Raw genomic sequence first — 21,723 nt, 5'->3', positions numbered from 1 at the left:
GTTGAGGAAGTATCATAGTTCTTTCAATCTTAAATTTTTAAGTTCTTTTAAATTTATAGCTCTAATTAAAATTCTTTCTTCTGATTGTATTAAAGCAAATTCTTGTAATTTTTCTAAAGCTTCTTTATATTCTAAATATCCTAGAGGTTTATCTTCGCTAATACTAAAAAAACTTAACCTCCATTCTACTTCTTCATTTTCATCATCTAGTTCAAAATTTTCCCAAGGTTCTTTAAATAAAATAGTATCTGTATCTTCACTAAGAGTAAAATTTACTATTGTTTTGTCTAATGCATCATAAAGTTTAGGCATAGCCTCATAAGCTTCTTCCCAACGCTTTTGTAAAAGTTTTAAATCTTTCATAAATTTTTTCCTTAAATATAAAATGAAATTATAACTAAGAAATTTTATATTAAATCATAAGGAAAGTATTTATACTGTTTAAATTCTTCTTTATCCAAATTCATTAGTTTTACAATTGCAGCACCTTCAAGATCCCAGGTATCTAAAGGATCCCTTAACCTTGTATGTTTTTTCATATATTTATGTAAAAACTCAATATCTTGTGTGGCTATAAATTCTTTAATCAGTTCATGTTCTTTGCAAGCACATTTGCGTTCTAAATTTAACTTCTTACCCTTAGAACCTATAAAATGTAAAAACCAATCTCTATTGAGTATATCCCTTCTTTTTCTCTCATCTTCTTCTATTAATTCTAGCAAACAAGTAGTATCCATATCTAATAATACTCTAACGCAAAGTTCAATAGCATTTCCCCTGTAATAGCCAATATCAATTGCAAATTCTAAACGATTTTTTTCTTTTTCTAGTATGTATGCTTCTAAATCTTTTTTAACTATGTTTATATCATCACCGCGAGAGTATTTATCTAAAGCAATACATTTTTTTCCATCTGTTATAGAAAAAAAATAATTTTCCCTTCTTTCATCTCCTAGTGGAAGTTCTAAGAGTCTTTTTTCATCTTCTTTAACTTCTTCTTCCCATTCTAATATACGTTCAGTAAAATACGCTTCATCTTTCTTAGTATTTCTTAACATTTTCTATCCTTTAGGTTTTTTAATTTTATTTGCATCTTTATCTAAATAATGAATGGTTTCTTTGCCTCCTTCATCAACATGAAATAAATCTTTTCTGATTTCATCATTGCTATTTTCCTTAAGAAGTTTTTTTATTTCCTTTGCTTGTTTTTCCCCTACAATACCAAGTCTATTTTTATCCTTTTCTGTTATCCAATCATCACTCATTTGCTTAGTTTTTCTATTTAACTTGCTTGTTCCAAACTTAGCTTCTGCGATGATATATTTTGGATTTTTATTGGGGTTATAATAAATTCCATCAATTCCTTGATGAATTTTATCATCAAGTCCTTGAACTTTGTTTAAGCTAATTCTTTTATAGCCTTGATTTAAATAATGCAAATGCATTTTAGCTTCGCCATAATTTCCTTTTTGTTTATTGCTTAATTTATCAATGCCATTTAATTTTTGTATCTTTTTTTCCATATTTGCTAAAACTTTTTTAGCTTCTTTTTGTTGTGCTTGAACTTCTTTTAAAAATACTTGTTGTTTATTTACTTGTTTTCTTCTTTGTGCTGCTTTTAGCTTACCTCCTATCCCTTCCCATCTTATCTTGTCCCATTTAATCTTAGCAAGAGGATTAGCTTGTATTTTAGCTAAAGCAAATTTAATCTTATTTTTCTTAGGTATAGCTAATATAGGATAACCTTTATTACTTACCCCTATTAAACCCATTTGTAATACAGAATGTTTATGATTTACTTTATGATTTGAATAAGTATGAGCAAATACTAAAGCTACTTTAGTACAAGGTCCTCCTAGCATAGGTGGATTTACACATCCACTTATACTAGCTCCTTGTATTTCGTTATTAAGCATAATAGGAACATTATCTGATTTTATTCTTTTAGCATTCTTTGCTTTTAACTTAACCTTACCTCCATGTATACACAATAAAGTATTATCTTCTAATATAGGATGCAAACAAGAAGTATCAGGACTTATATCAATATCTTCTATTCTAGGAAGAGTTATTTTTCTTTTTTTAGCCATAAAAAGCCTTGTGGGTTTTTAAACCCACTAAGATTATATTAAATCATAAGGAAAGTATTTATATAAAGCTAATCTTATTTTGTTTAATCATTCTGGCACGATTGATAAGAGCATAAAGGGCTAGAAATTCATCGTTATAGGTAGAAGTGTAATTATATTTTTCTAAAAATATAATAACTTCCCCATCAAACTCAATACTTCTGTATTCTATAATTTCTGCTTTAGCATTAGTGATAAAAGAAATATATTTATCTCTTTGTTTATCGTGTTTGATACCTGCTCGCATTGGTTTAAGTGCTTCATCATACCAAATCACTTCTAAATTTTCTTCTTTGATGATTCTTAGTGCTACTTCTTTTGTTAGATATTCTTTAATATCTTTTCCATCATATTTTTTCGCATATAATTCATCTGCAACATTTTATCAATAGCTTCTTTTTCACTATCAAAAGAATAGTTAAGACTAACACTCCCCCCTTTCTCCAACATAGAAAGTTTTATATTTATTATTGTTAGGATTAAACCACATAGTAAGATGATATTCCCCTAAATGTTTATAAGAAGGATACCAAGTTGTATTAATCAACTTTTCTTCTTCTATAATTAGTTCTGCTTGTTCTCTTGTTGTTTTTTATCCTTTGTTTAGTCTATAAAATCTATATTAAAATACTTACAAGTTAAAGTAATATATTCTAAATCATTATCAAAATATATGTTTATCAACATCTCTTCTTCTTTTTCAATATAGCCTGTTATATCATCCCAATTATTTCTTATCAAATCTATAAAATTAGCTTCTAATTGATTAAAATTTTTACAATATGATTTTGAATGTAGTAACTTATAATCATAAAAAATAATTTGCAAATCTTGTATATCTTTTTTTTCTGATTTAAAAAATATTTCTAAAGTTTTTTCATTCATTGTGATAGAATAAACAAAAAAGTCATTTTTCAAATCTATTTTTACATCCTTAAGGTAAAATTCTCTTTTGAATAAACTTCCATGCTTTAAATTCTCAAATTTCATTATTTTGCCTTTTTAAATAATTTTCTACAATATCTAAATCTTTATGAGATATTGGCTCTACTAAACCCTGTGACATTCTATACTTTGTTGGATCTTGAGGATTTATATGTTTAGTATATTCTATTTTATGAGGTGTATCAATTATTCTCTTTGATGTCTTCTCATAATGTGGTTTACCATCTAAATCATATCTGGTGAGTTTATCTTTTGTCTTTATAGAAACACTATTATGTCCTCCATTTAAAGTATTTTTTATTTCCATGGCTCTTTGTTTGATATTTAAAATAATCTCCCCATCTTCAAGAATATAATCAGGACTTCTAGGTTTTGGAGTATCTTTAGGCCATATTCCATTATGTTTATAAAGATGAACTTCTTTATCGCTTACCCTACCTTTTTTATTTTCATTTTCCAAATATAAAAGCATTTTTGCTTTCTCTTTACTTTTTTCTCTTCTCCTTCTTTGTGCTGCTTTTAGCTTACCTCCTATCCCTTCCCATCTTATCTTGTCCCATTTAATCTTAGCAAGAGGATTAGCTTGTATTTTAGCTAAAGCAAATTTAATCTTATTTTTCTTAGGTATAGCTAATATAGGATAACCTTTATTACTTACCCCTATTAAACCCATTTGTAATACAGAATGTTTATGATTTACTTTATGATTTGAATAAGTATGAGCAAATACTAAAGCTACTTTAGTACAAGGTCCTCCTAGCATAGGTGGATTTACACATCCACTTATACTAGCTCCTTGTATTTCGTTATTAAGCATAATAGGAACATTGTCTGATTTTATTCTTTTAGCATTCTTTGCTTTTAACTTAACCTTACCTCCATGTATACACAATAAAGTATTATCTTCTAATATAGGATGCAAACAAGAAGTATCGGGACTTATATCAATATCTTCTATTCTAGGAAGAGTTATTTTTCTTTTTTTAGCCATAAAAAGCCTTGTGGGTTTTTAAACCCACTAAGATTATATTAAATCATAAGGAAAGTATTTATACTGTTTAAATTCTTCTTTATCCAAATTCATTAGTTTTACAATTGCAGCACCTTCAAGATCCCAGGTATCTAAAGGATCCCTTAACCTTGTATGTTTTTTCATATATTTATGTAAAAACTCAATATCTTGTGTGGCTATAAATTCTTTAATCAGTTCATGTTCTTTGCAAGCACATTTGCGTTCTAAATTTAACTTCTTACCCTTAGAACCTATAAAATGTAAAAACCAATCTCTATTGAGTATATCCCTTCTTTTTCTCTCATCTTCTTCTATTAATTCTAGCAAACAAGTAGTATCCATATCTAATAATACTCTAACGCAAAGTTCAATAGCATTTCCCCTGTAATAGCCAATATCAATTGCAAATTCTAAACGATTTTTTTCTTTTTCTAGTATGTATGCTTCTAAATCTTTTTTAACTATGTTTATATCATCACCGCGAGAGTATTTATCTAAAGCAATACATTTTTTTCCATCTGTTATAGAAAAAAAATAATTTTCCCTTCTTTCATCTCCTAGTGGAAGTTCTAAGAGTCTTTTTTCATCTTCTTTAACTTCTTCTTCCCATTCTAATATACGTTCAGTAAAATACGCTTCATCTTTCTTAGTATTTCTTAACATTTTCTATCCTTTAGGTTTTTGAAAAAGTGCTAATATTTCTTTTTCGTATTGACTTTGTTTTAAAATTTCATAAAAATCTTTATCATAAAAAGTTCCAAGCTTTTGTATATCTACATTATGACTTGCAAATTCTATTAAAATGTCTTTTATTGGGTATTCTTTACCATCAAGGTCTAATCTATCCTTAAAATTATCTAAAAAAATAAGCAACGCAGGGGCTTTTACTCCAGTATGATATTCTATAATAGAATCTGCACGCAATAAATTATGTCTTAAAAGCTGTAAAAATCTTGATACTCTTCCCTTTACTTCATAAGCGAGCATTTTCTGAATCGGCGCTAAGTAATACCTTCCTACTATATTTAGATCATATGGTATATTTTTTAAATCTATTTTTAATCCATGTTTAAAAAGTAAATAAATAAGATCGCTATGCACAAACATAACTAGTAGTTTTTCATCAAGCATCTCTTTAGGGTAACGCTTTATTAATTCTTGAAAGAAAAAATCAAGTGTTTCATCATCTGCATCGCAAAATCTTATATTAGGCGTTTGATTAAGTCTAATATTTTCAAAAAATGTAGTATCGATTTTACTATCAAGATTATCCAAGATAAACTCTAAAATATTTTTAATTTCTGTGCTCAACTTATGTTCTAATGCAACAGATAAACCAAATTTGTTTTCTTTAGTAATTACTACTTTATAGCCTAATGTTCTAAGAAATTTAGCATATTCTAGTTTATCAAAACGCAAACAAGTATGCATCACTTCATCACTAATAGGAATATGAAAGCCTTGAGATTTTGCATTTTTTACAAGAGTACTAAAAAAATCCTCATCTGGCATTGCATTGCTTGTCGTTCCTTTTGGTACATAAAAACAAAGCTGAGTGATATGTTTGTATTGTTCATTTTGCAAAGGAATTATTTTTTCTAAAATAATCTTAGCCTGCTTATAATCACGCGCCTTAACAAGCTTACATAATAATTCATAGCTTGGATTATCCATATCAAATACTGCTTTATACCATGAAGGTGGATTATTTTGTAAAGGGCAGTCGCTAAATATATTGTTTGATTGTTCTACTAATTCGCTTGGTAGATTCCATTCGCTTAAATCGCAGTCAAAAGATTTTGCTCCATGAAACATAGAATTGATATTTTCAGCTTTTTTTGGTTTCCATTTAGATAAATCACTTTTAAAAGACTCACAATCACAAAACATATCTTCAAAATCTTTTACATTTGTAACTTTCCACTTGCTTAAGTTTGCATTAAAATCTTTTAATCCTTTAAAAAGTCCATTCATGTATTTGATTTGGCTCACATCCCAAGACTCTATCCCGCTAAAATCTTTCCTATTTGTATGCAAATGAATGATTTCCATAGAATAACTAGCAAAAAGTTGATTTAGGTCTTTTATATAACTTAAATCAATTTGCCCTAAAGATATAAATTCCATCTCTACTAATATTTTTAATTCAAAAAGATTAAATGGAATATAGCAAAGATTTGGATGTTTTGGTTTAAATTTGCCTTTTTTATCATAAAAAGCACAATCGCGCAAAGTGCTTTCTATGCTTTTACCTTTTATAATATCTTCTAAAATCTTTCTTAGTTCGTAAAGACTGCTTTTTTTAAGTTCTTTCCTTACGCTCTTGCTATAATCTTTATAACCATCATTATTATAATCAATGCAAATAAATTCACTAAATTCTATATAAATACCATCTCCTATATTTTTACCTTTGTTAGAATCTACTACAACTTTATCGATTAACTCATTTATAGCATCATCACATATTTTTAAAATGTCTTTGTCTATGCTTTTAATAGTGCCATTTTGTAATAAATTTAAAGCTTTTAAAACTTTAAAATTTTGTACAGCATCTATAAGCTCTTTAGGAGTTTTTCCTAAAATTATTGTAGTTTCTTGTGTTGAAACTTTATTTACATCTTTTTTTTCTCCATTCTCCTTAGCCTTTTTTATAGCATCGTTTAAAAGTTTGGAGCATTCATCACGATATTTACCCAATAAATCAAAGTCAGTTTTTCCATTAATTTCACAATGAGAAGAATCATATGCTGGTAAATTATATTTTTTTCTAATTTGCTCTGAAGTCATTGCTCCTGCATCTTTTAAAAGCTTTTTATTTCTAGATCCTCTTGCATCATCTAAAGGAGTTCTTGGGGTAGCAAAATTCACATTAGCTCCAAGTTCGATTAAAAGCTTTGTAACCTTATAAGTTTCAGGTTCGCTTACAGCTTCAAATAAAAGAGTTTCATTGTGTTCACTCTCTTGAATAAGTCGGGTTTGCATATCTACATTAGCTCCTCCTTTAATAGCTAGTTCTAATAATTCATAATTATTTTGCATAACCCAAAAATGCATAGGAGTTCTACCGGAAAATCCTTCATTATGCACTTCAAATTTAGCTCCACGATTGACTAGATATTGTATGATTTGAGAATTTGGGTTTTTAGCATTGAGTATATATGCGTAGATTAGAGCGTTTTTATAAATATTAGGCTCGCCTTCTACTTCTTTCATTAAGATGTATTTTTCATTAGCTTCTTTGATATGTTTCATGTCGGGAAAAGCAAAATTATATTTAGGATCTTTTAAACTTAAACCATACTCATCAAATAAATAATCTAAAATAGAAAAATCATTATTATTTTCTTCACAAGCAAATGCGGCCCTTAATAAGCTTGCTGCTGGATCAAATAAAGATAGCTCATAATCTTCATTATTATGATGGTATGTAAAATGTGCCTCATAAAAGCTTTCTTTTATGGGATAATCTTTTAAAAGATTTTTAACATTTTCTAAGTCATTATTACTAATAAAATCAAATAATTGTTTTTGAATTTGCATTTTTTCTTCAAAACTCATAGCTTTGATATCTTCTAATGTTTTCATTGTTTTTCCTTTAGTTTTTTTGTATTTGTTTGTTTTTGTTTAATTCTTCTTCTATATGAACAGGGTCATTTAAATTTAATCTTTTTATTACTATTTTATTAGGTGCTGCTCCTTTGATATGGTGTAGATATATTTCTTTAAATATTGTCTTTATGCTTCTGTGAGCATGTCTGTGGTAGATAAAACCACTTCTTGATCCTTTATGGTTTTTATTGTCTTTATTAAATATCTCTAGATTAGTTATATTATCTATTAATTTTGTGTAATGATTGCATAAAAATAAATAATCAAGCTCATATTCTCTAGCAAGTTTTAACTCAAAGCTTATTTGTTCTGTTAAAGCTTGATCTTGAACATTTTTAACCTCTACTAAAGTAGGGTAATCATTTAGCGTTACTAAAAAATCAGGTATGGTGTGATTAAAACCTTTAGTATTAAAATTAGTATCTAGTTTTCTTCTATTAGATAAATACCTAGTTGATCTTTTAGTAAAAAGCATAGAAGCAGCATATTCTCCTGCATCTCCTATATCTTTAGAATTGATATTTTTATTTTTTTGTTCTTCTTGGTTTGGAGTGGTGCTTTGTTTTTGTTTGTTTTTATTTGTCTTAGATGGTTTTTTCTTTTTATTGCTATTATTAGCATCATCTTTTTCATTATCACCAGCTTGTTGAGGGTTTTGAAGATCTTTGATTGTTTTTTTATAATCTTTAGCTTTTTCTTGATTTCTTTGTAAAAATTCAAGTCTGCCCAGTAAGCTTAGTTCTTTTGGTGATTTGTTTTGCTTATCTCGTAATCTGCCAATTTCTTTCTTTAATTTTTCTTCATCTCTAATAATATCTTTTAAACTTTCATCATCTTTAAGCAAGATTTTAGTCATTTCATCTGCTTTTTTCGCGCAAGCTTTTTTAATACCCATTGCTTGTTGTATTTTATCATCTTCTGTAAAATCTCTATTGTCATTTAAAGCTTGTAGGAATTCTTTAGGACTTTGCAAAACTAAATTAGGATTTTTTATTTTAGCTATGCTTCTTTGAAAGCTTAAATCTATATTTTTTTCTCCCTTTTTTCCCTTTCTAAAATCAGTCACTACAAAGCCCTTATCTTCTAAAGGCACAGGATCAAAGTGTAATGTTTCATTTTTATCTAAAGATACTAATCTTGGTATTAAAACATAAATTCCTTTTTCAAAGCATTTATCAAAAAAATCTGCTTCAACTTTAGCTATACCATCTTTTACTTCAAAGCCATCATATCCTAGCTCTTCATTTAAACTTTTGATATCATTATCTTTACTTGTATAAACATCGTAAAATATATCATAGTCTTTAAAATTTTCAGTATTTCTTGATAAAGGTTTATCTTTTCTTTCTTTATAGGCATCATTTAGCGTATTAATATTCTTCTTATCAAAATAAGCATTGATTGTATTATTTCCATATTCATCGTTGCTAAATAATACTTCTTTATCCTTTATTATTTTATCTCTTGCTTCTTCTCTTGTTTTTATTTGGTTTTGCTCTGAAGTTTTATCAATGCCTATAGTTTTTCCATCCTCGTCTATAAGATAAACTTCGGACTCGCCCTTTTTTTTCACTTCTTTTACTTCTTCCACTTCTTTTCCATTTTGTGTTTGCAAATGAAAAGGACTGTAAAAATACAATTTACAATTTTCTAGTATATAAACCTTTTGAAATTCTTTAATATGAAAATTGACATCAGTAAAGTTAATTTTTATCACTCTACTCATTATCCTTGGCTTTTTTTATGGCATCGTTTAAAAGTTTGGAGCATTTATCAAGATATTTACCCAATAAATCAAAGTCAGTTTTTCCATCAATTTCACAATGTGAAGAATCATATGCTGGTAAATTAAATTTCTTTCTGATTTGCTCTGAAGTCATTGCTCCTGCATCTTTTAAAAGTTTTTTATTTCTAGATCCTCTTGCATCATCTAAAGGAGTTCTTGGGGTAGCAAAATTTACATTAGCTCCTAGTTCGATTAAAAGCTTTGTAACCTTATAAGTTTCAGGTTCGCTTACAGCTTCAAATAAAAGAGTTTCATTATATTTACTTTTTGGATCAAGCAAGGTTTGCATATCTACATTAGCCCCTCCTTTAATAGCTAGTTCTAATAATTCATAATTATTGTGTCTAGCCCAAAAATGCATAGGAGTCCTACTGGAATATCCTTCATCATGCACTTCAAATTTAGCCCCACGATTGACTAGATATTGTATGATTTGAGAATTTGGATTATCGGCATTGAGTATATAATAATAGATTAGGGCATTTTTGTAAATATTAGGCTCGCCTTCTACTTTTTTCATTAAAATATATTGATCATTAGCTTCTTTGATATGTTTCATATCAGGAAAAGCAAAATTATATTTAGGATCTTTTAAACTTAAACCATACTCATCAAATAAATAATCTAAAATAGAAAAATCATTATTATTTTCTTCACAAGCAAATGCGGCCCTTAATATCAAATTTATAGGTTCAAATAAAGGATATTCTTCATTTTTATTTTTAAAATGAAGTTCGTAACAAGATATTTTTACAGGATAATCTTTTAAAATATCTTTTACCTTGGCCAAATCATTATCATCTATAGCTTCAAGAACTAAATCTTCTAATTCATCTTTTTGTTTATAATTCATAGCTTTGATATCTTCTAATGTTTTCATTGTTTTTCCTTTAGTTTTTTTGTAATTTTAGTTTTAATTCAAGAAAATTGCTTTTAATCTGCTCTTAAATCACCTCCTTTTACCCTTAAACCTTTATCATCTATAATTACTTGCATTTTTCCTACTTGAAGTATAATCTTATCTTTTGTTTGTGTGATAGTGGTATTTTTACCTACTTGAGAGATGATTTGTTCTTGTGCTATTAGAGTGCTTTCTTTATTAGCTAAAGTATTTATTTCATCAGCTGTAAAGGAACAATTATTTTTAGCTTTAAAACTAATAGAATCATCAGCTTCAGCTTTGAAATGTTTCTTATTTTTTTCTTCCAATATTGACTTTATATCAACTTCTTTTTTATCTTGAATAATTATTTTAGCAATACCCATAATTTTTGTGTTTAAATCTAGTAAAAATTGTAAGTCTTTTTTAGAGATTATGTTTTCTATGTCTTTTTTAAAATTATTTAGATTTAAATTTTCACTAGATAAAAATTGTATAAGTTTGTTTAAAAATATAGGTTGAGGAAGTATCATAGCTCGTGTAATCCTAATTTTTTAAGCTCTTCTAAACTCATAGCTCTAATCAAAACCCTTTCTTCTGATTGTATTAAAGAAAATTCTTGTAATTTTTCTAAAGCTTCTTTATACTCTAAATATCCTAAAGGCTTATCTTTGCTAATGCTGAAAAAACTTAGCCTCCATTCTACTTCTTCATCTTCATCATCTAGTTCAAAATTTTCCCAAGGTTCTTTAAATAAAATAGTATCTGTATCTTCACTAAGAGTAAAATTTACTATTGTTTTGTCTAATGCATCATAAAGTTTAGGCATAGCCTCATAAGCTTCTTCCCAACGTTTTTGTAAAAAGTTTAAATCTTCCATAAAATATCCTTGTGTTAAAATAGCATTATAACTAAAAATTTTTATATTAAATCATAAGGAAAGTATTTATACTGTTTAAATTCTTCTTTATCCAAATTCATTAGTTTTACAATTGCAGCACCTTCAAGATCCCAGGTATCTAAAGGATCCCTTAACCTTGTATGTTTTTTCATATATTTATGTAAAAACTCAATATCTTGTGTGGCTATAAATTCTTTAATCAGTTCATGTTCTTTGCAAACACATTTGCGTTCTAAATTTAAATTCTTACCCTTAGAACCTATAAAATGTAAAAACCAATCTCTATTGAGTATATCCCTTCTTTTTCTCTCATCTTCTTCTATTAATTCTAGCAAACAAGTAGTATCCATATCTAATAATACTCTAACGCAAAGTTCAATAGCATTTCCCCTGTAATAGCCAATATCCAATCCTGTTTCTAAACGATTTTTTTCTTTTAATAGCATAAGTGCTTCTAAATCTTTTTTAACTATGTTTATATCATCACCACGAGAGTATTTATCCAAAGCAATACATTTTTTTCTATCTTCTATACAAAAAATACAAGTTTGTCTATCTCCAAAAGGAAGTTCTAAAAAAATTTCTTCGGATTTCTTGATATCTTCTTCACACTTTATTATATGTTTCGTAAAATACGCTTCATCTCTCTTAGTATCTCTTAACATTTTCTATCCTTTAGGTTTTTTAATTTTATTTGCATCTTTATCTAAATAATGAATGGTTTCTTTGCCTCCTTCATCAACATGAAATAAATCTTTTCTGATTTCATCATTGCTATTTTCCTTAAGAAGTTTTTTTATTTCCTTTGCTTGTTTTTCCCCTACAATACCAAGTCTATTTTTATCCTTTTCTGTTATCCAATCATCACTCATTTGCTTAGTTTTTCTATTTAACTTGCTTGTTCCAAACTTAGCTTCTGCGATGATATATTTTGGATTTTTATTGGGGTTATAATAAATTCCATCAATTCCTTGATGAATTTTATCATCAAGTCCTTGAACTTTGTTTAAGCTAATTCTTTTATAGCCTTGATTTAAATAATGCAAATGCATTTTAGCTTCGCCATAATTTCCTTTTTGTTTATTGCTTAATTTATCAATGCCATTTAATTTTTGTATCTTTTTTTCCATATTTGCTAAAACTTTTTTAGCTTCTTTTTGTTGTGCTTGAACTTCTTTTAAAAATACTTGTTGTTTATTTACTTGTTTTCTTCTTTGTGCTGCTTTTAGCTTACCTCCTATCCCTTCCCATCTTATCTTGTCCCATTTAATCTTAGCAAGAGGATTAGCTTGTATTTTAGCTAAAGCAAATTTAATCTTATTTTTCTTAGGTATAGCTAATATAGGATAACCTTTATTACTTACCCCTATTAAACCCATTTGTAATACAGAATGTTTATGATTTACTTTATGATTTGAATAAGTATGAGCAAATACTAAAGCTACTTTAGTACAAGGTCCTCCTAGCATAGGTGGATTTACACATCCACTTATACTAGCTCCTTGTATTTCGTTATTAAGCATAATAGGAACATTATCTGATTTTATTCTTTTAGCATTCTTTGCTTTTAACTTAACCTTACCTCCATGTATACACAATAAAGTATTATCTTCTAATATAGGATGCAAACAAGAAGTATCAGGACTTATATCAATATCTTCTATTCTAGGAAGAGTTATTTTTCTTTTTTTAGCCATAAAAAGCCTTGTGGGTTTGAAGTATGCTTTCTAATTGCTCATCTTTAGCATAAAGAAGTTTTTCTTCCAAAGAACAATCAAAATTTGAAGGAAAAGGTTTTATGGTATCCTTGCTTAGAAATTTTTGCCAAAGTATAGAGTTTTTTTAAAAACTTTTAATTGTAAGGTTAACTTTTTCATTTTCAGCTAGTTGTAAGACCTTTTTAAAGAGTTCTATAAAATCATTACCATCGCTTGTTATAAAATAATTCGATAGATTTGTAATGTCGCTACTAATATTATCGCCCCAAGGTGGCATGAGAGATAAATTTTCAATATCCCAAATTATTTGTTTTGGAGTAAAATTCTTAAATTCTTTTTGTATATTCTCTAGTTCATTTAACGCCAAAGAAGCTTGTGAAAAATTTAATTCACCTTGATATACTTCATTCATTAAGATAGGGAATCTGCTCCCCCAATTTCCTTTTTCAAGATGATAAGCCACATTGCTAAAAAATGCATGTAAAAAATCACCATTGCCTATTTCATACCAAAGATCATTTATATTAAAACCCACCATTGATTTTCCTAAATTTACTTAGTTTTAAATTGAATAAGTATATCACAATTTAATTTAATGCGAATTTTTTGTTTTATTTTTTCTTGTATTTCTTTAGATATATTTTGTCCTCTAGAATCTATAATGAAGATTTGTTCAGTTTTTGGTGGCAAATGTTGCAATCTTTGTTGATATTGTTTGGTAATAATATTAATTAAATTGTTTACACTGGATGTTTCATCAAGATTATAGTTTTTAATTTCAATGCTAGAACCATTTTTGTATAAGTCTGGACGAACAGAATGTTTCGTTCCGTATGGAACTTCCTTGCTATTAAGAAAAGATTTCTGTTTTTCATAATCATGGTATAATTTTGATATATCTTCTTCAGATTCTCGCCAATGAGGTTTTTTAGGTATATTTGATATAGATATTTGTTTTATTTTGCTATCGTTTTTATTTTCATTTTCCAAATATAAAAGCATTTTTGCTTTCTCTTTACTTTTTTCTCTTCTCCTTCTTTGTGCTGCTTTTAGCTTACCTCCTATCCCTTCCCATCTTATCTTGTCCCATTTAATCTTAGCAAGAGGACTAGCTTGTATTTTAGCTAAAGCAAATTTAATCTTATTTTGCTTAGGTATAGCTAGTATAGGATAACCTTTATTACTTACCCCTATTAAACCCATTTGTAATACAGAATGTTTATGATTTACTTTATGATTTGAATAAGTATGAGCAAATACTAAAGCTACTTTAGTACAAGGTCCTCCTAGCATAGGTGGATTTACACATCCACTTATACTAGCTCCTTGTATTTCGTTATTAAGCATAATAGGAACATTATCTGATTTTATTCTTTTAGCATTCTTTGCTTTTAACTTAACCTTACCTCCATGTATACACAATAAAGTATTATCTTCTAATATAGGATGCAAACAAGAAGTATCAGGACTTATATCAATATCTTTTATTCTAGGAAGAGTTATTTTTCTTTTTTTAGCCATAAAAAGCCTTGTGGGTTTGAAGTATGCTTTCTAATTGCTCATCTTTAGCATAAAGAAGTTTTTCTTCCAAAGAACAATCAAAATTTGAAGGAAAAGGTTTTATGGTATCCTTGCTTAGAAATTTTTGCCAAAGTATAGAGTTTTTTTCTAATGAGAAATTCCAAAAATCATCTTTGTTATTATAAACATAGTCTTTATAATCTATAAAATTTACAAAGTTGATATTTACATTTTTTTGCTTAGAAAGCATACCTTGTATGTTTTCTTCTTCTGTGTTTTTTGGAATTTTATTATAGTTTTTAAGATAATGATTTATTCTATTGTTATTTAAGTTTTGATTTTCAAGTTCATTTAAAAGTTCTTTAGAATAATAATTTAAAAAATAATTATTTGCATATTCTTCTATATGCTCTTTAAAGCTTCTTTTATAAATTAACTCATCATAACTAATAGGGTAAGATTTTAAAGTATTATTTTTAGAATTTAATATATAATCATACCCTGCAAAAAAATAAGAAAAATCCATAAAAGCATAATCAGCACTTATGCCTTTACAAAGACTTAAAAAAATATTTTCAAGTTCTAAGATGATTTTTTCATCTTTACTTAAATTTAACTCTTTTTGAAGTTGTTCTTGGGTTTTTGGGATAAAACCATAATTAAGTTTATCTTCATAATTTTTTACTAGATAATTTAAATTTTCATCATTAAGATTAAAAGTAAGGTATAGTGATGAGTTGAAATAAATATCATATTTATTAAAGTAGGGCGCTAGATTATCTTTTTCTATAAGAGTATTGATTTGGCTTTGAGAGAAATTTTCTCCTTTTTCATCCCAAAAAGGTAAATTAGGGGAGAGGTTTTTAAGAGTTCCTATTTCACTTAATTCATCTTTTTGATAATATCTATGTAAAATGTATTTGCTTTTATCCCTACATAAACGATTATAAATTTGAGTATAATTTGAAGGTAAAAAATTTAACCATTCATCCTCACTGTGTAGATTTATACCTTCAAATTTATCAATACTAAAACAAGCTTTAAGTTCTTGTATAGCTTTTAAGGTATTTTCTAAATGTTTATTATAAAAATTATTTTCATTAGCTTTTTTAAAATCAAGCCATTCTTGTAAATTAAGGCGATTACCTTTTAAACTCCAAGCGTCAAGGTATTTTTCATCACTAAAAGTTTTTTTAGATAAAAGATGAAAGCTAATTTGATTGGCACTTAATGTTTGTTTCATTTAAAAGCTTTCAAAGCATCAATTTTTTCACACCATTTGTTAAAGTGTTGACATTTTAATCTTATGTTGTCTATACCAATTTCTTTTGCGATCTTGCTACCATGCAAAACTTTTTTATAGCTAGGAGAAGAAAAAATCTTTTTTAGCCTGTGTGACGGACTTGTTTCCTTGCTATTGTTGATGAATTCTGGATTATTGTATTTTTCGATAATACATTCTAATTCGCAAATGAGTTTTTCATCCCATTCAGCGTCTGCTTCAATGATTTTTGTAATATCACTAAAAAGCAAACTTTCAAATTCATGTGGTTGTATATAGCTAAAAAATTTATTTGTATCGCATTTTTGTTTAATTGCTTCATCAAAATCTTTTTGTATTTTTTCAATATATTCATATATATCAGTATTAGCTTTATTTTCTTTTAAAAATTCATCATCTAATCCATAATAATCAAACATAGTTGTCATGAAAGCTTGTGTATCTTGTTTTAATTTTTTAACGATAAAATCAACCACTCTCTCATATGAAAGCGCACCGCCTTTGTGTCCTTTAGATGTAGGTATTGTAAGTGGAGTGAGATAAATTTTGACATTGTGAAAATACGGACTTAAAGTTTCATTGATAAATTTTTCTTCACTTTGCCCTTCGCAAATTACATAGCATCTTGTAATATCTGACATTATTTTGGCCTCCCACCTATAAGATTACTAGCCCAAATTTCTCCAAGTGTGTATTCTTCAAGCCAAGTTTGTAGTTTTTCATTGTCCATTCTTGTAAAAATAGATTGATCACCTTCTTTATCTACAACTATAATATCTTGTGCTTCAAAATGATTTATCAGTTCTACAGATTGAGAAGAAATAATGAGTTGTTTTTCTTGAGCTACTCTTTTAATGATCTCGCTTAAAATTTTTAACGCATAAGGATGTAGTCCTAATTCAGGCTCATCGATAATAATTGTTCCTGACATTAGCTCAAAAGGCTGAAGCAATAAAGTAGCTAAGCATATAAACCTTAAAGTTCCATCAGAAAGCATATGTGCTTTGAAAGGAGTATCAGGATCGTTTTTATGATGCCATTCTAATTGTATATTATCACTATTTCTAAAAATAAATCCCCCAAAAAAAGGAGCAATATCTTGTATAGTAGTTAAAATTTGTTCATAATGTTTGTTGTAGTTATCATGGAGCATTTTAAGATAAGCTGCTATATTTTGTGCATCTTCTTTGAAAATAAGATTATCATTTGCATCACATATACTTTTCATTTTAGATGTATCTCCAGTATCATGAAAATGATAAAGCTTCCATTTTTTAATTTCGCTTATAGTATAATCAGCAACTGCTTTGGATCTAGAATATTCTTTTGCTTCAGAAATATTACTTTCGTATACATTCTCTCCTATAATGTATTCGTGAGGACCAAAATAAATTCTTTCTTTTTGTATAAGCATTTTGTTTTCTTGCGTGGCTACGATATCTACTTTATATCTATTTGGGTTAAAAACAAAGTCAAAATGCAATTTTTCGGTTTCTTTTCTACCAAAATACAAAAAACTATCAGGTCCTTTATCTTGTGTATAAAATTGCAAATTTTTATTAAACAATACATTAAGCATTTTAAATACCGAGATAAAATTACTTTTACCTGCACCATTTGCACCGATTAAGATATTTAAATTTTTAAGTTCAAATTCGGATAAATCTTTTATAGATTTATAGCCTTTGATTGTTATGTTATTTAGCATTTATATCCTTTAGCTTCTAATATTGAAGTTGATTATTTTTCTCTATTACCTTTAGCCTTTTTATTGCTTTATTTAATAAGAGACGATATTTATCACTATTATATTTATAATCTATAAAATTTACAATACTTAATTAGCACTAAATAGCATTTTAAAAGCTTTCAAAGCATCAATAAAATCTTTTATATCTTTTACTTGATCTTCTACCCAATCTTCCACTGTATAATCCTCATCACATTCGCTATCTTCACTATAATAATCTCCTCCTTCAAAATCAGCAGGATTATCATAAAGTTCCATTTCTATATGTTCTAATTCAAATTCCAAATCATTTATAAAATTTCGAAGAATCGTCCCATTAAAATTCTTTTTATCATAGTTTAAAATAGTGATTAGATTAGATGGTAAAACAACCTTATCTTTTTCATTAAATTTTAAGTTGTTGTTTTCTACTAAATTTTTATATTCATAACTTAAGATGTTACTTATGAAAGTTCTTCGTTTATGTTTTTTTAAACCATCTAAAGCACCTTTTACATAATTATCATTTTCAAGATAGTAATTAAACGCTTCTTGTATATCTTTATCTAATAAAATTTTATTTTTCATTGTTTTTCCTTATGATTTATTTTACCTAAAGTTAATTTTTATCACTCTACTCATTCTCCTTAGCCTTTTTTATAGCATCGTTTAAAAGCTTGGAGTATTCATCATGATATTTACCTAATAAGTCAAAATCAGTTTTTCCATCAATTTTACAATGAGAAGAATCATATGCTGGTAAATTATATTTTTTTCTAATTTGCTCTGAAGTCATTGCTCCTGCATCTTTTAAAAGCTTTTTATTTCTAGATCCTCTTGCGATATCTAAAGGGGTGGTTGGGGTAGCAAAATTCACATTAGCTCCTAGTTCGATTAAAAGCTTTGTAACCTTATAAGTTTCAGGTTCGCTTACAGCTTCAAATAAAAGGGTTTCATTATTGCATTTTCTTAATTTACTAAAAGTTTGCATATCCACATTAGCCCCTCCTTTAATAGCTAGTTCTAATAATTCATAATTATTGCGTCTAGCCCAAAAATGCATAGGAGTCCTACCGGAATATCCTTCATCATGCACTTCAAATTTAGCTCCACGATTGACTAGATATTGTATGATTTGAGAATTTGGGTTTTTAGCATTGAGTATATATGCGTAGATTAGAGCTTTTTGATAAATAATGCTATTTCCTTCTACTTTTTTCATTAAGATATATTTATCATTAGCTTCTTTGATATGTTTCATATCTACAAAGCGAAGATTGTATTTAGGATCTTTTAAACTTAAACCATACTCATCAAATAAATAATCTAAAATAGAAAAATCATTATTGTAATTTCCACAAGTAAATGCAGCTCTTACTATAGTTGTGCAAGGATCAAACAAAGACAAATCATCCTTGCTGTTTTTGTTTTTAAAATGCGCCTCATAAAAGCTTTCTTTTATGGGATAATCTTTTAAAAGATTTTTAACATTTTCTAAGTCATTATTACTAATAAAATCAAATAATTGTTTTTGAATTTGCATTTTTTCTTCAAAACTCATAGCTTTGATATTTTCTAATGTTTTCATTGTTTTTCCTTTAGTTTTTTTGTATTTGTTTGTTTTTGTTTAATTCTTCTTCTATATGAACAGGGTCATTTAAATTTAATCTTTTTATTACTATTTTATTAGGTGCTGCTCCTTTGATATGGTGTAGATATATTTCTTTAAATATTGTCTTTATGCTTCTGTGAGCATGTCTGTGATAGATAAAACCACTTCTTGATCCTTTATGGTTTTTATTGTCTTTATTAAATATCTCTAGATTAGTTATATTATCTATTAATTTTGTGTAATGATTGCATAAAAATAAATAATCAAGCTCATATTCTCTAGCAAGTTTTAACTCAAAGCTTATTTGTTCTGTTAAAGCTTGATCTTGAACATTTTTAACCTCTACTAAAGTAGGGTAATCATTTAGCGTTACTAAAAAATCAGGTATGGTGTGATTAAAACCTTTAGTATTAAAATTAGTATCTAGTTTTCTTCTATTAGATAAATACCTAGTTGATCTTTTAGTAAAAAGCATAGAAGCAGCATATTCTCCTGCATCTCCTATATCTTTAGAATTGATATTTTTATTTTTTTGTTCTTCTTGGTTTGGAGTGGTGCTGTTTGTTCCACTATCTGAAAAATCATCATCAGCATCATCTTGCTTACCATTGCTAGTCTTTTGAGGGTTTTGAAGATCTTTTATAATGTCTTTATAATCTTTAACTTTTTTTTGATTTCTTTGTAAAAATTCAAGTCTACCTAGTAGATTTAGTTCTTTAGGTGATTTGTTTTTATTTTTTTGCAATTCACTTATTTTCTTCTTTAATTCTTGCTTATCTGTAATAATATCTTTTAAACTTTCATCATCTTTAAGCAAGATTTTAGTCATTTCATCTGCTTTTTTCGCGCAAGCTTTTTTAATACCCATTGCTTGTTGTATTTTATCATCTTCTGTAAAATCTCTATTGTCATTTAAAGCTTGTAGGAATTCTTTAGGGCTTTGCAAAACTAAATTAGGATTTTTTATTTTAGCTATGCTTCTTTGAAAGCTTAAATCTATATTTTTTTTATCTTTTCTTCCCTTTCTAAAATCAGTCACTACAAAGCCCTTATCTTCTAAAGGCACAGGATCAAAGTGTAATGTTTCATTTTTATCTAAAGATACTAATCTTGGTATTAAAACATATTTTTTTTCTTTTAAGCATTTATCAAAAAAATCTGCTTCAACTTTAGCTATACCATTTTTTACTTCAAAGCCATCGTTATATTTTAACTCTTCATTTAAGCTTTTGATATCATTATCTTTACTTGTATAAACATCGTAAAATATATCATAATTATCAGGATCGATTTGTCGTTGTTTTTTAGTTTGTAAGATGAAGTTATTTTCATCAAATTTATTTATCTCTTTATCGATTTTTTGTGCATAATCTTTTGTGATATCTTCTTTTTCATCTGATTGATCTTGAGAATTTATTTTTTTAATTTCTTGTTCTTTATGAATTGTTCTATTTTTATCTTCAAATTCTTTTCCATTGTTTTTATCTTCTGTTTGTAAATGAAAAGGCTTATAAAAATACAATTTACAATTTTCTAGTATATAAACCTTTTGAAATTCTTTAATATGAAAATTGACATCAGTAAAGTTAATTTTTATCACTCTACTCATTCTCCTTAGCCTTTTTTATAGCATCGTTTAAAAGTTTGGAGCATTCATCACGATATTTACCCAATAAATCAAAGTCAGTTTTTCCATTAATTTCACAATGAGAAGAATCATATGCTGGTAAATTATATTTTTTTCTAATTTGCTCTGAAGTCATTGCTCCTGCATCTTTTAAAAGTTTTTTATTTCTAGATCCTTTTGCATTATCTAAAGGAGTTCTTGGGGTAGCAAAATTCACATTAGCTCCAAGTTCGATTAAAAGCTTTGTAACCTTATAAGTTTCAGGTTCGCTTACAGCTTCAAATAAAAGAGTTTCATTGTATTCACTCTCTTGAATAAGTCGGGTTTGCATATCCACATTAGCCCCTCCTTTAATAGCTAGTTCTAATAATTCATAATTATTTTGCATAACCCAAAAATGCATAGGAGTCCAACCAAAGTCATCTTTATGCACTTCAAATTTAGCTCCACGATTGACTAGATATTGTATGATTTGAGAATTTGGGTTTTTAGCATTGAGTATATATGCGTAGATTAGAGCGTTTTTATAAATAATGCTATTTCCTTCTACTTTTTTCATTAAAATATATTTTTCATTAGCTTCTTTGATATGTTTCATATCTACAAAGCGAAGATTGTATTTAGGATCTTTTAAACTTAAACCATACTCATCAAATAAATAATCTAAAATAGAAAAATCATTATCATAATTTCCACAAGTAAATGCAGCTCTTACTATAGTTGTGCAAGGATCAAACAAAGACAAATCTTTAAAATGTGCCTCATAAAAGCTTTCTTTTATGGGATAATCTTTTAAAAGATTTTTAACATTTTCTAAGTCATTATTACTAATAAAATCAAATAATTGTTTTTGAATTTGCATTTTTTCTTCAAAACTCATAGCTTTGATATTTTCTAATGTTTTCATTGTTTTTCCTTTAGTTTTTTTATAAATTGGGTTTCTTTGTGATTTTAGTTTTAATTTAAAAA

General features: G+C 27.4%; 23 protein-coding genes. All 23 read right to left on the bottom strand.

Going from position 1 to position 21,723, the window contains the following annotated elements; all coding sequences use genetic code 11:
* Positions 1–12: 12 nt before the first annotated feature.
* Positions 13–363: a DUF4299 domain-containing protein gene (locus tag CPEL_RS04770; RefSeq protein WP_044598815.1), complete on the bottom strand. Its 351-nt coding sequence runs from the start codon at positions 361–363 to the stop codon at positions 13–15.
* Positions 364–407: 44 nt separating this feature from the next.
* On the bottom strand, positions 408–1,058 hold the full coding sequence (locus tag CPEL_RS04765; RefSeq protein ID WP_044598814.1) for a PoNe immunity protein domain-containing protein: 651 nt from the start codon (positions 1,056–1,058) through the stop codon (positions 408–410).
* Between the two features lie 3 nt (positions 1,059–1,061).
* Positions 1,062–2,090 (bottom strand): hypothetical protein, encoded by a 1,029-nt coding sequence (locus CPEL_RS09370; protein ID WP_167332812.1) that lies wholly within the window; start codon positions 2,088–2,090, stop codon positions 1,062–1,064.
* A gap of 58 nt (positions 2,091–2,148) precedes the next feature.
* Entirely contained in the window at positions 2,149–2,406 is a 258-nt protein-coding gene (locus CPEL_RS09755) for a hypothetical protein (RefSeq protein ID WP_232088158.1), read from the bottom strand.
* A gap of 326 nt (positions 2,407–2,732) precedes the next feature.
* Entirely contained in the window at positions 2,733–3,119 is a 387-nt protein-coding gene (locus tag CPEL_RS04750) for a hypothetical protein (protein ID WP_044598821.1), read from the bottom strand.
* Positions 3,109–4,065, bottom strand: coding sequence for a hypothetical protein (locus CPEL_RS09365; protein WP_167332814.1), 957 nt, complete (start codon positions 4,063–4,065; stop codon positions 3,109–3,111). The genes CPEL_RS04750 and CPEL_RS09365 overlap by 11 nt, the downstream gene beginning before the upstream one ends.
* A gap of 33 nt (positions 4,066–4,098) precedes the next feature.
* Entirely contained in the window at positions 4,099–4,749 is a 651-nt protein-coding gene (locus CPEL_RS04735) for a PoNe immunity protein domain-containing protein (RefSeq protein WP_044598814.1), read from the bottom strand.
* A 3-nt stretch (positions 4,750–4,752) separates the two neighbouring features.
* Positions 4,753–7,674: a BspA family leucine-rich repeat surface protein gene (locus CPEL_RS09685; protein ID WP_084083569.1), complete on the bottom strand. Its 2,922-nt coding sequence runs from the start codon at positions 7,672–7,674 to the stop codon at positions 4,753–4,755.
* 10 nt (positions 7,675–7,684) lie between these two features.
* Complete coding sequence (locus tag CPEL_RS04725; RefSeq protein WP_044598820.1) at positions 7,685–9,424, bottom strand: putative toxin; 1,740 nt, start codon at positions 9,422–9,424, stop codon at positions 7,685–7,687.
* Complete coding sequence (locus CPEL_RS04720; protein WP_084083568.1) at positions 9,417–10,364, bottom strand: ankyrin repeat domain-containing protein; 948 nt, start codon at positions 10,362–10,364, stop codon at positions 9,417–9,419. Before CPEL_RS04720 ends, CPEL_RS04725 begins: the two co-directional genes overlap by 8 nt.
* Before the next feature lie 53 nt (positions 10,365–10,417).
* Complete coding sequence (locus CPEL_RS09455) at positions 10,418–10,897, bottom strand: hypothetical protein (RefSeq protein WP_049984581.1); 480 nt, start codon at positions 10,895–10,897, stop codon at positions 10,418–10,420.
* Positions 10,894–11,244 (bottom strand): DUF4299 domain-containing protein, encoded by a 351-nt coding sequence (locus CPEL_RS04710; protein WP_044598819.1) that lies wholly within the window; start codon positions 11,242–11,244, stop codon positions 10,894–10,896. Before CPEL_RS04710 ends, CPEL_RS09455 begins: the two co-directional genes overlap by 4 nt.
* Before the next feature lie 41 nt (positions 11,245–11,285).
* Positions 11,286–11,930, bottom strand: a complete 645-nt coding sequence (locus tag CPEL_RS04705; protein ID WP_044598818.1) for a PoNe immunity protein domain-containing protein — start codon at positions 11,928–11,930, stop codon at positions 11,286–11,288.
* Between the two features lie 3 nt (positions 11,931–11,933).
* Positions 11,934–12,962 carry a hypothetical protein gene (locus CPEL_RS09360; RefSeq protein ID WP_167332812.1) on the bottom strand — a complete coding sequence of 343 codons (1,029 nt, stop codon included), beginning with the start codon at positions 12,960–12,962 and terminating at the stop codon, positions 11,934–11,936.
* Positions 12,963–13,107: 145 nt separating this feature from the next.
* Complete coding sequence (locus CPEL_RS04695; protein WP_002779727.1) at positions 13,108–13,521, bottom strand: immunity 70 family protein; 414 nt, start codon at positions 13,519–13,521, stop codon at positions 13,108–13,110.
* A gap of 14 nt (positions 13,522–13,535) precedes the next feature.
* Positions 13,536–14,504 (bottom strand): hypothetical protein, encoded by a 969-nt coding sequence (locus CPEL_RS09355; protein ID WP_167332813.1) that lies wholly within the window; start codon positions 14,502–14,504, stop codon positions 13,536–13,538.
* The gene (locus tag CPEL_RS04685; protein ID WP_044598810.1) at positions 14,497–15,747 is read right to left on the bottom strand and encodes a hypothetical protein; all 1,251 of its coding nucleotides are present in this window, start codon (positions 15,745–15,747) and stop codon (positions 14,497–14,499) included. Before CPEL_RS04685 ends, CPEL_RS09355 begins: the two co-directional genes overlap by 8 nt.
* The gene (locus CPEL_RS04680; RefSeq protein ID WP_044598809.1) at positions 15,744–16,427 is read right to left on the bottom strand and encodes a DUF4276 family protein; all 684 of its coding nucleotides are present in this window, start codon (positions 16,425–16,427) and stop codon (positions 15,744–15,746) included. The genes CPEL_RS04685 and CPEL_RS04680 overlap by 4 nt, the downstream gene beginning before the upstream one ends.
* A complete protein-coding gene (locus CPEL_RS04675; protein ID WP_044598808.1) occupies positions 16,427–17,494 on the bottom strand; it encodes an AAA family ATPase in 1,068 nt (355 codons plus the stop codon). Before CPEL_RS04675 ends, CPEL_RS04680 begins: the two co-directional genes overlap by 1 nt.
* A gap of 129 nt (positions 17,495–17,623) precedes the next feature.
* Positions 17,624–18,103 carry a hypothetical protein gene (locus CPEL_RS04670; RefSeq protein WP_044598817.1) on the bottom strand — a complete coding sequence of 160 codons (480 nt, stop codon included), beginning with the start codon at positions 18,101–18,103 and terminating at the stop codon, positions 17,624–17,626.
* A gap of 46 nt (positions 18,104–18,149) precedes the next feature.
* Complete coding sequence (locus tag CPEL_RS04665; protein WP_084083567.1) at positions 18,150–19,103, bottom strand: ankyrin repeat domain-containing protein; 954 nt, start codon at positions 19,101–19,103, stop codon at positions 18,150–18,152.
* Positions 19,104–19,113: 10 nt separating this feature from the next.
* Entirely contained in the window at positions 19,114–20,736 is a 1,623-nt protein-coding gene (locus tag CPEL_RS04660) for a putative toxin (RefSeq protein ID WP_044598816.1), read from the bottom strand.
* Positions 20,729–21,661, bottom strand: a complete 933-nt coding sequence (locus CPEL_RS04655; RefSeq protein WP_084083566.1) for an ankyrin repeat domain-containing protein — start codon at positions 21,659–21,661, stop codon at positions 20,729–20,731. The genes CPEL_RS04660 and CPEL_RS04655 overlap by 8 nt, the downstream gene beginning before the upstream one ends.
* Positions 21,662–21,723: the final 62 nt, after the last annotated feature.

The sequence above is a fragment of the Campylobacter peloridis LMG 23910 genome (assembly GCF_000816785.1).
In the GTDB taxonomy this organism is placed as follows: domain Bacteria; phylum Campylobacterota; class Campylobacteria; order Campylobacterales; family Campylobacteraceae; genus Campylobacter_D; species Campylobacter_D peloridis.
This window is presented reverse-complemented; position numbering and strand designations above follow the sequence as displayed.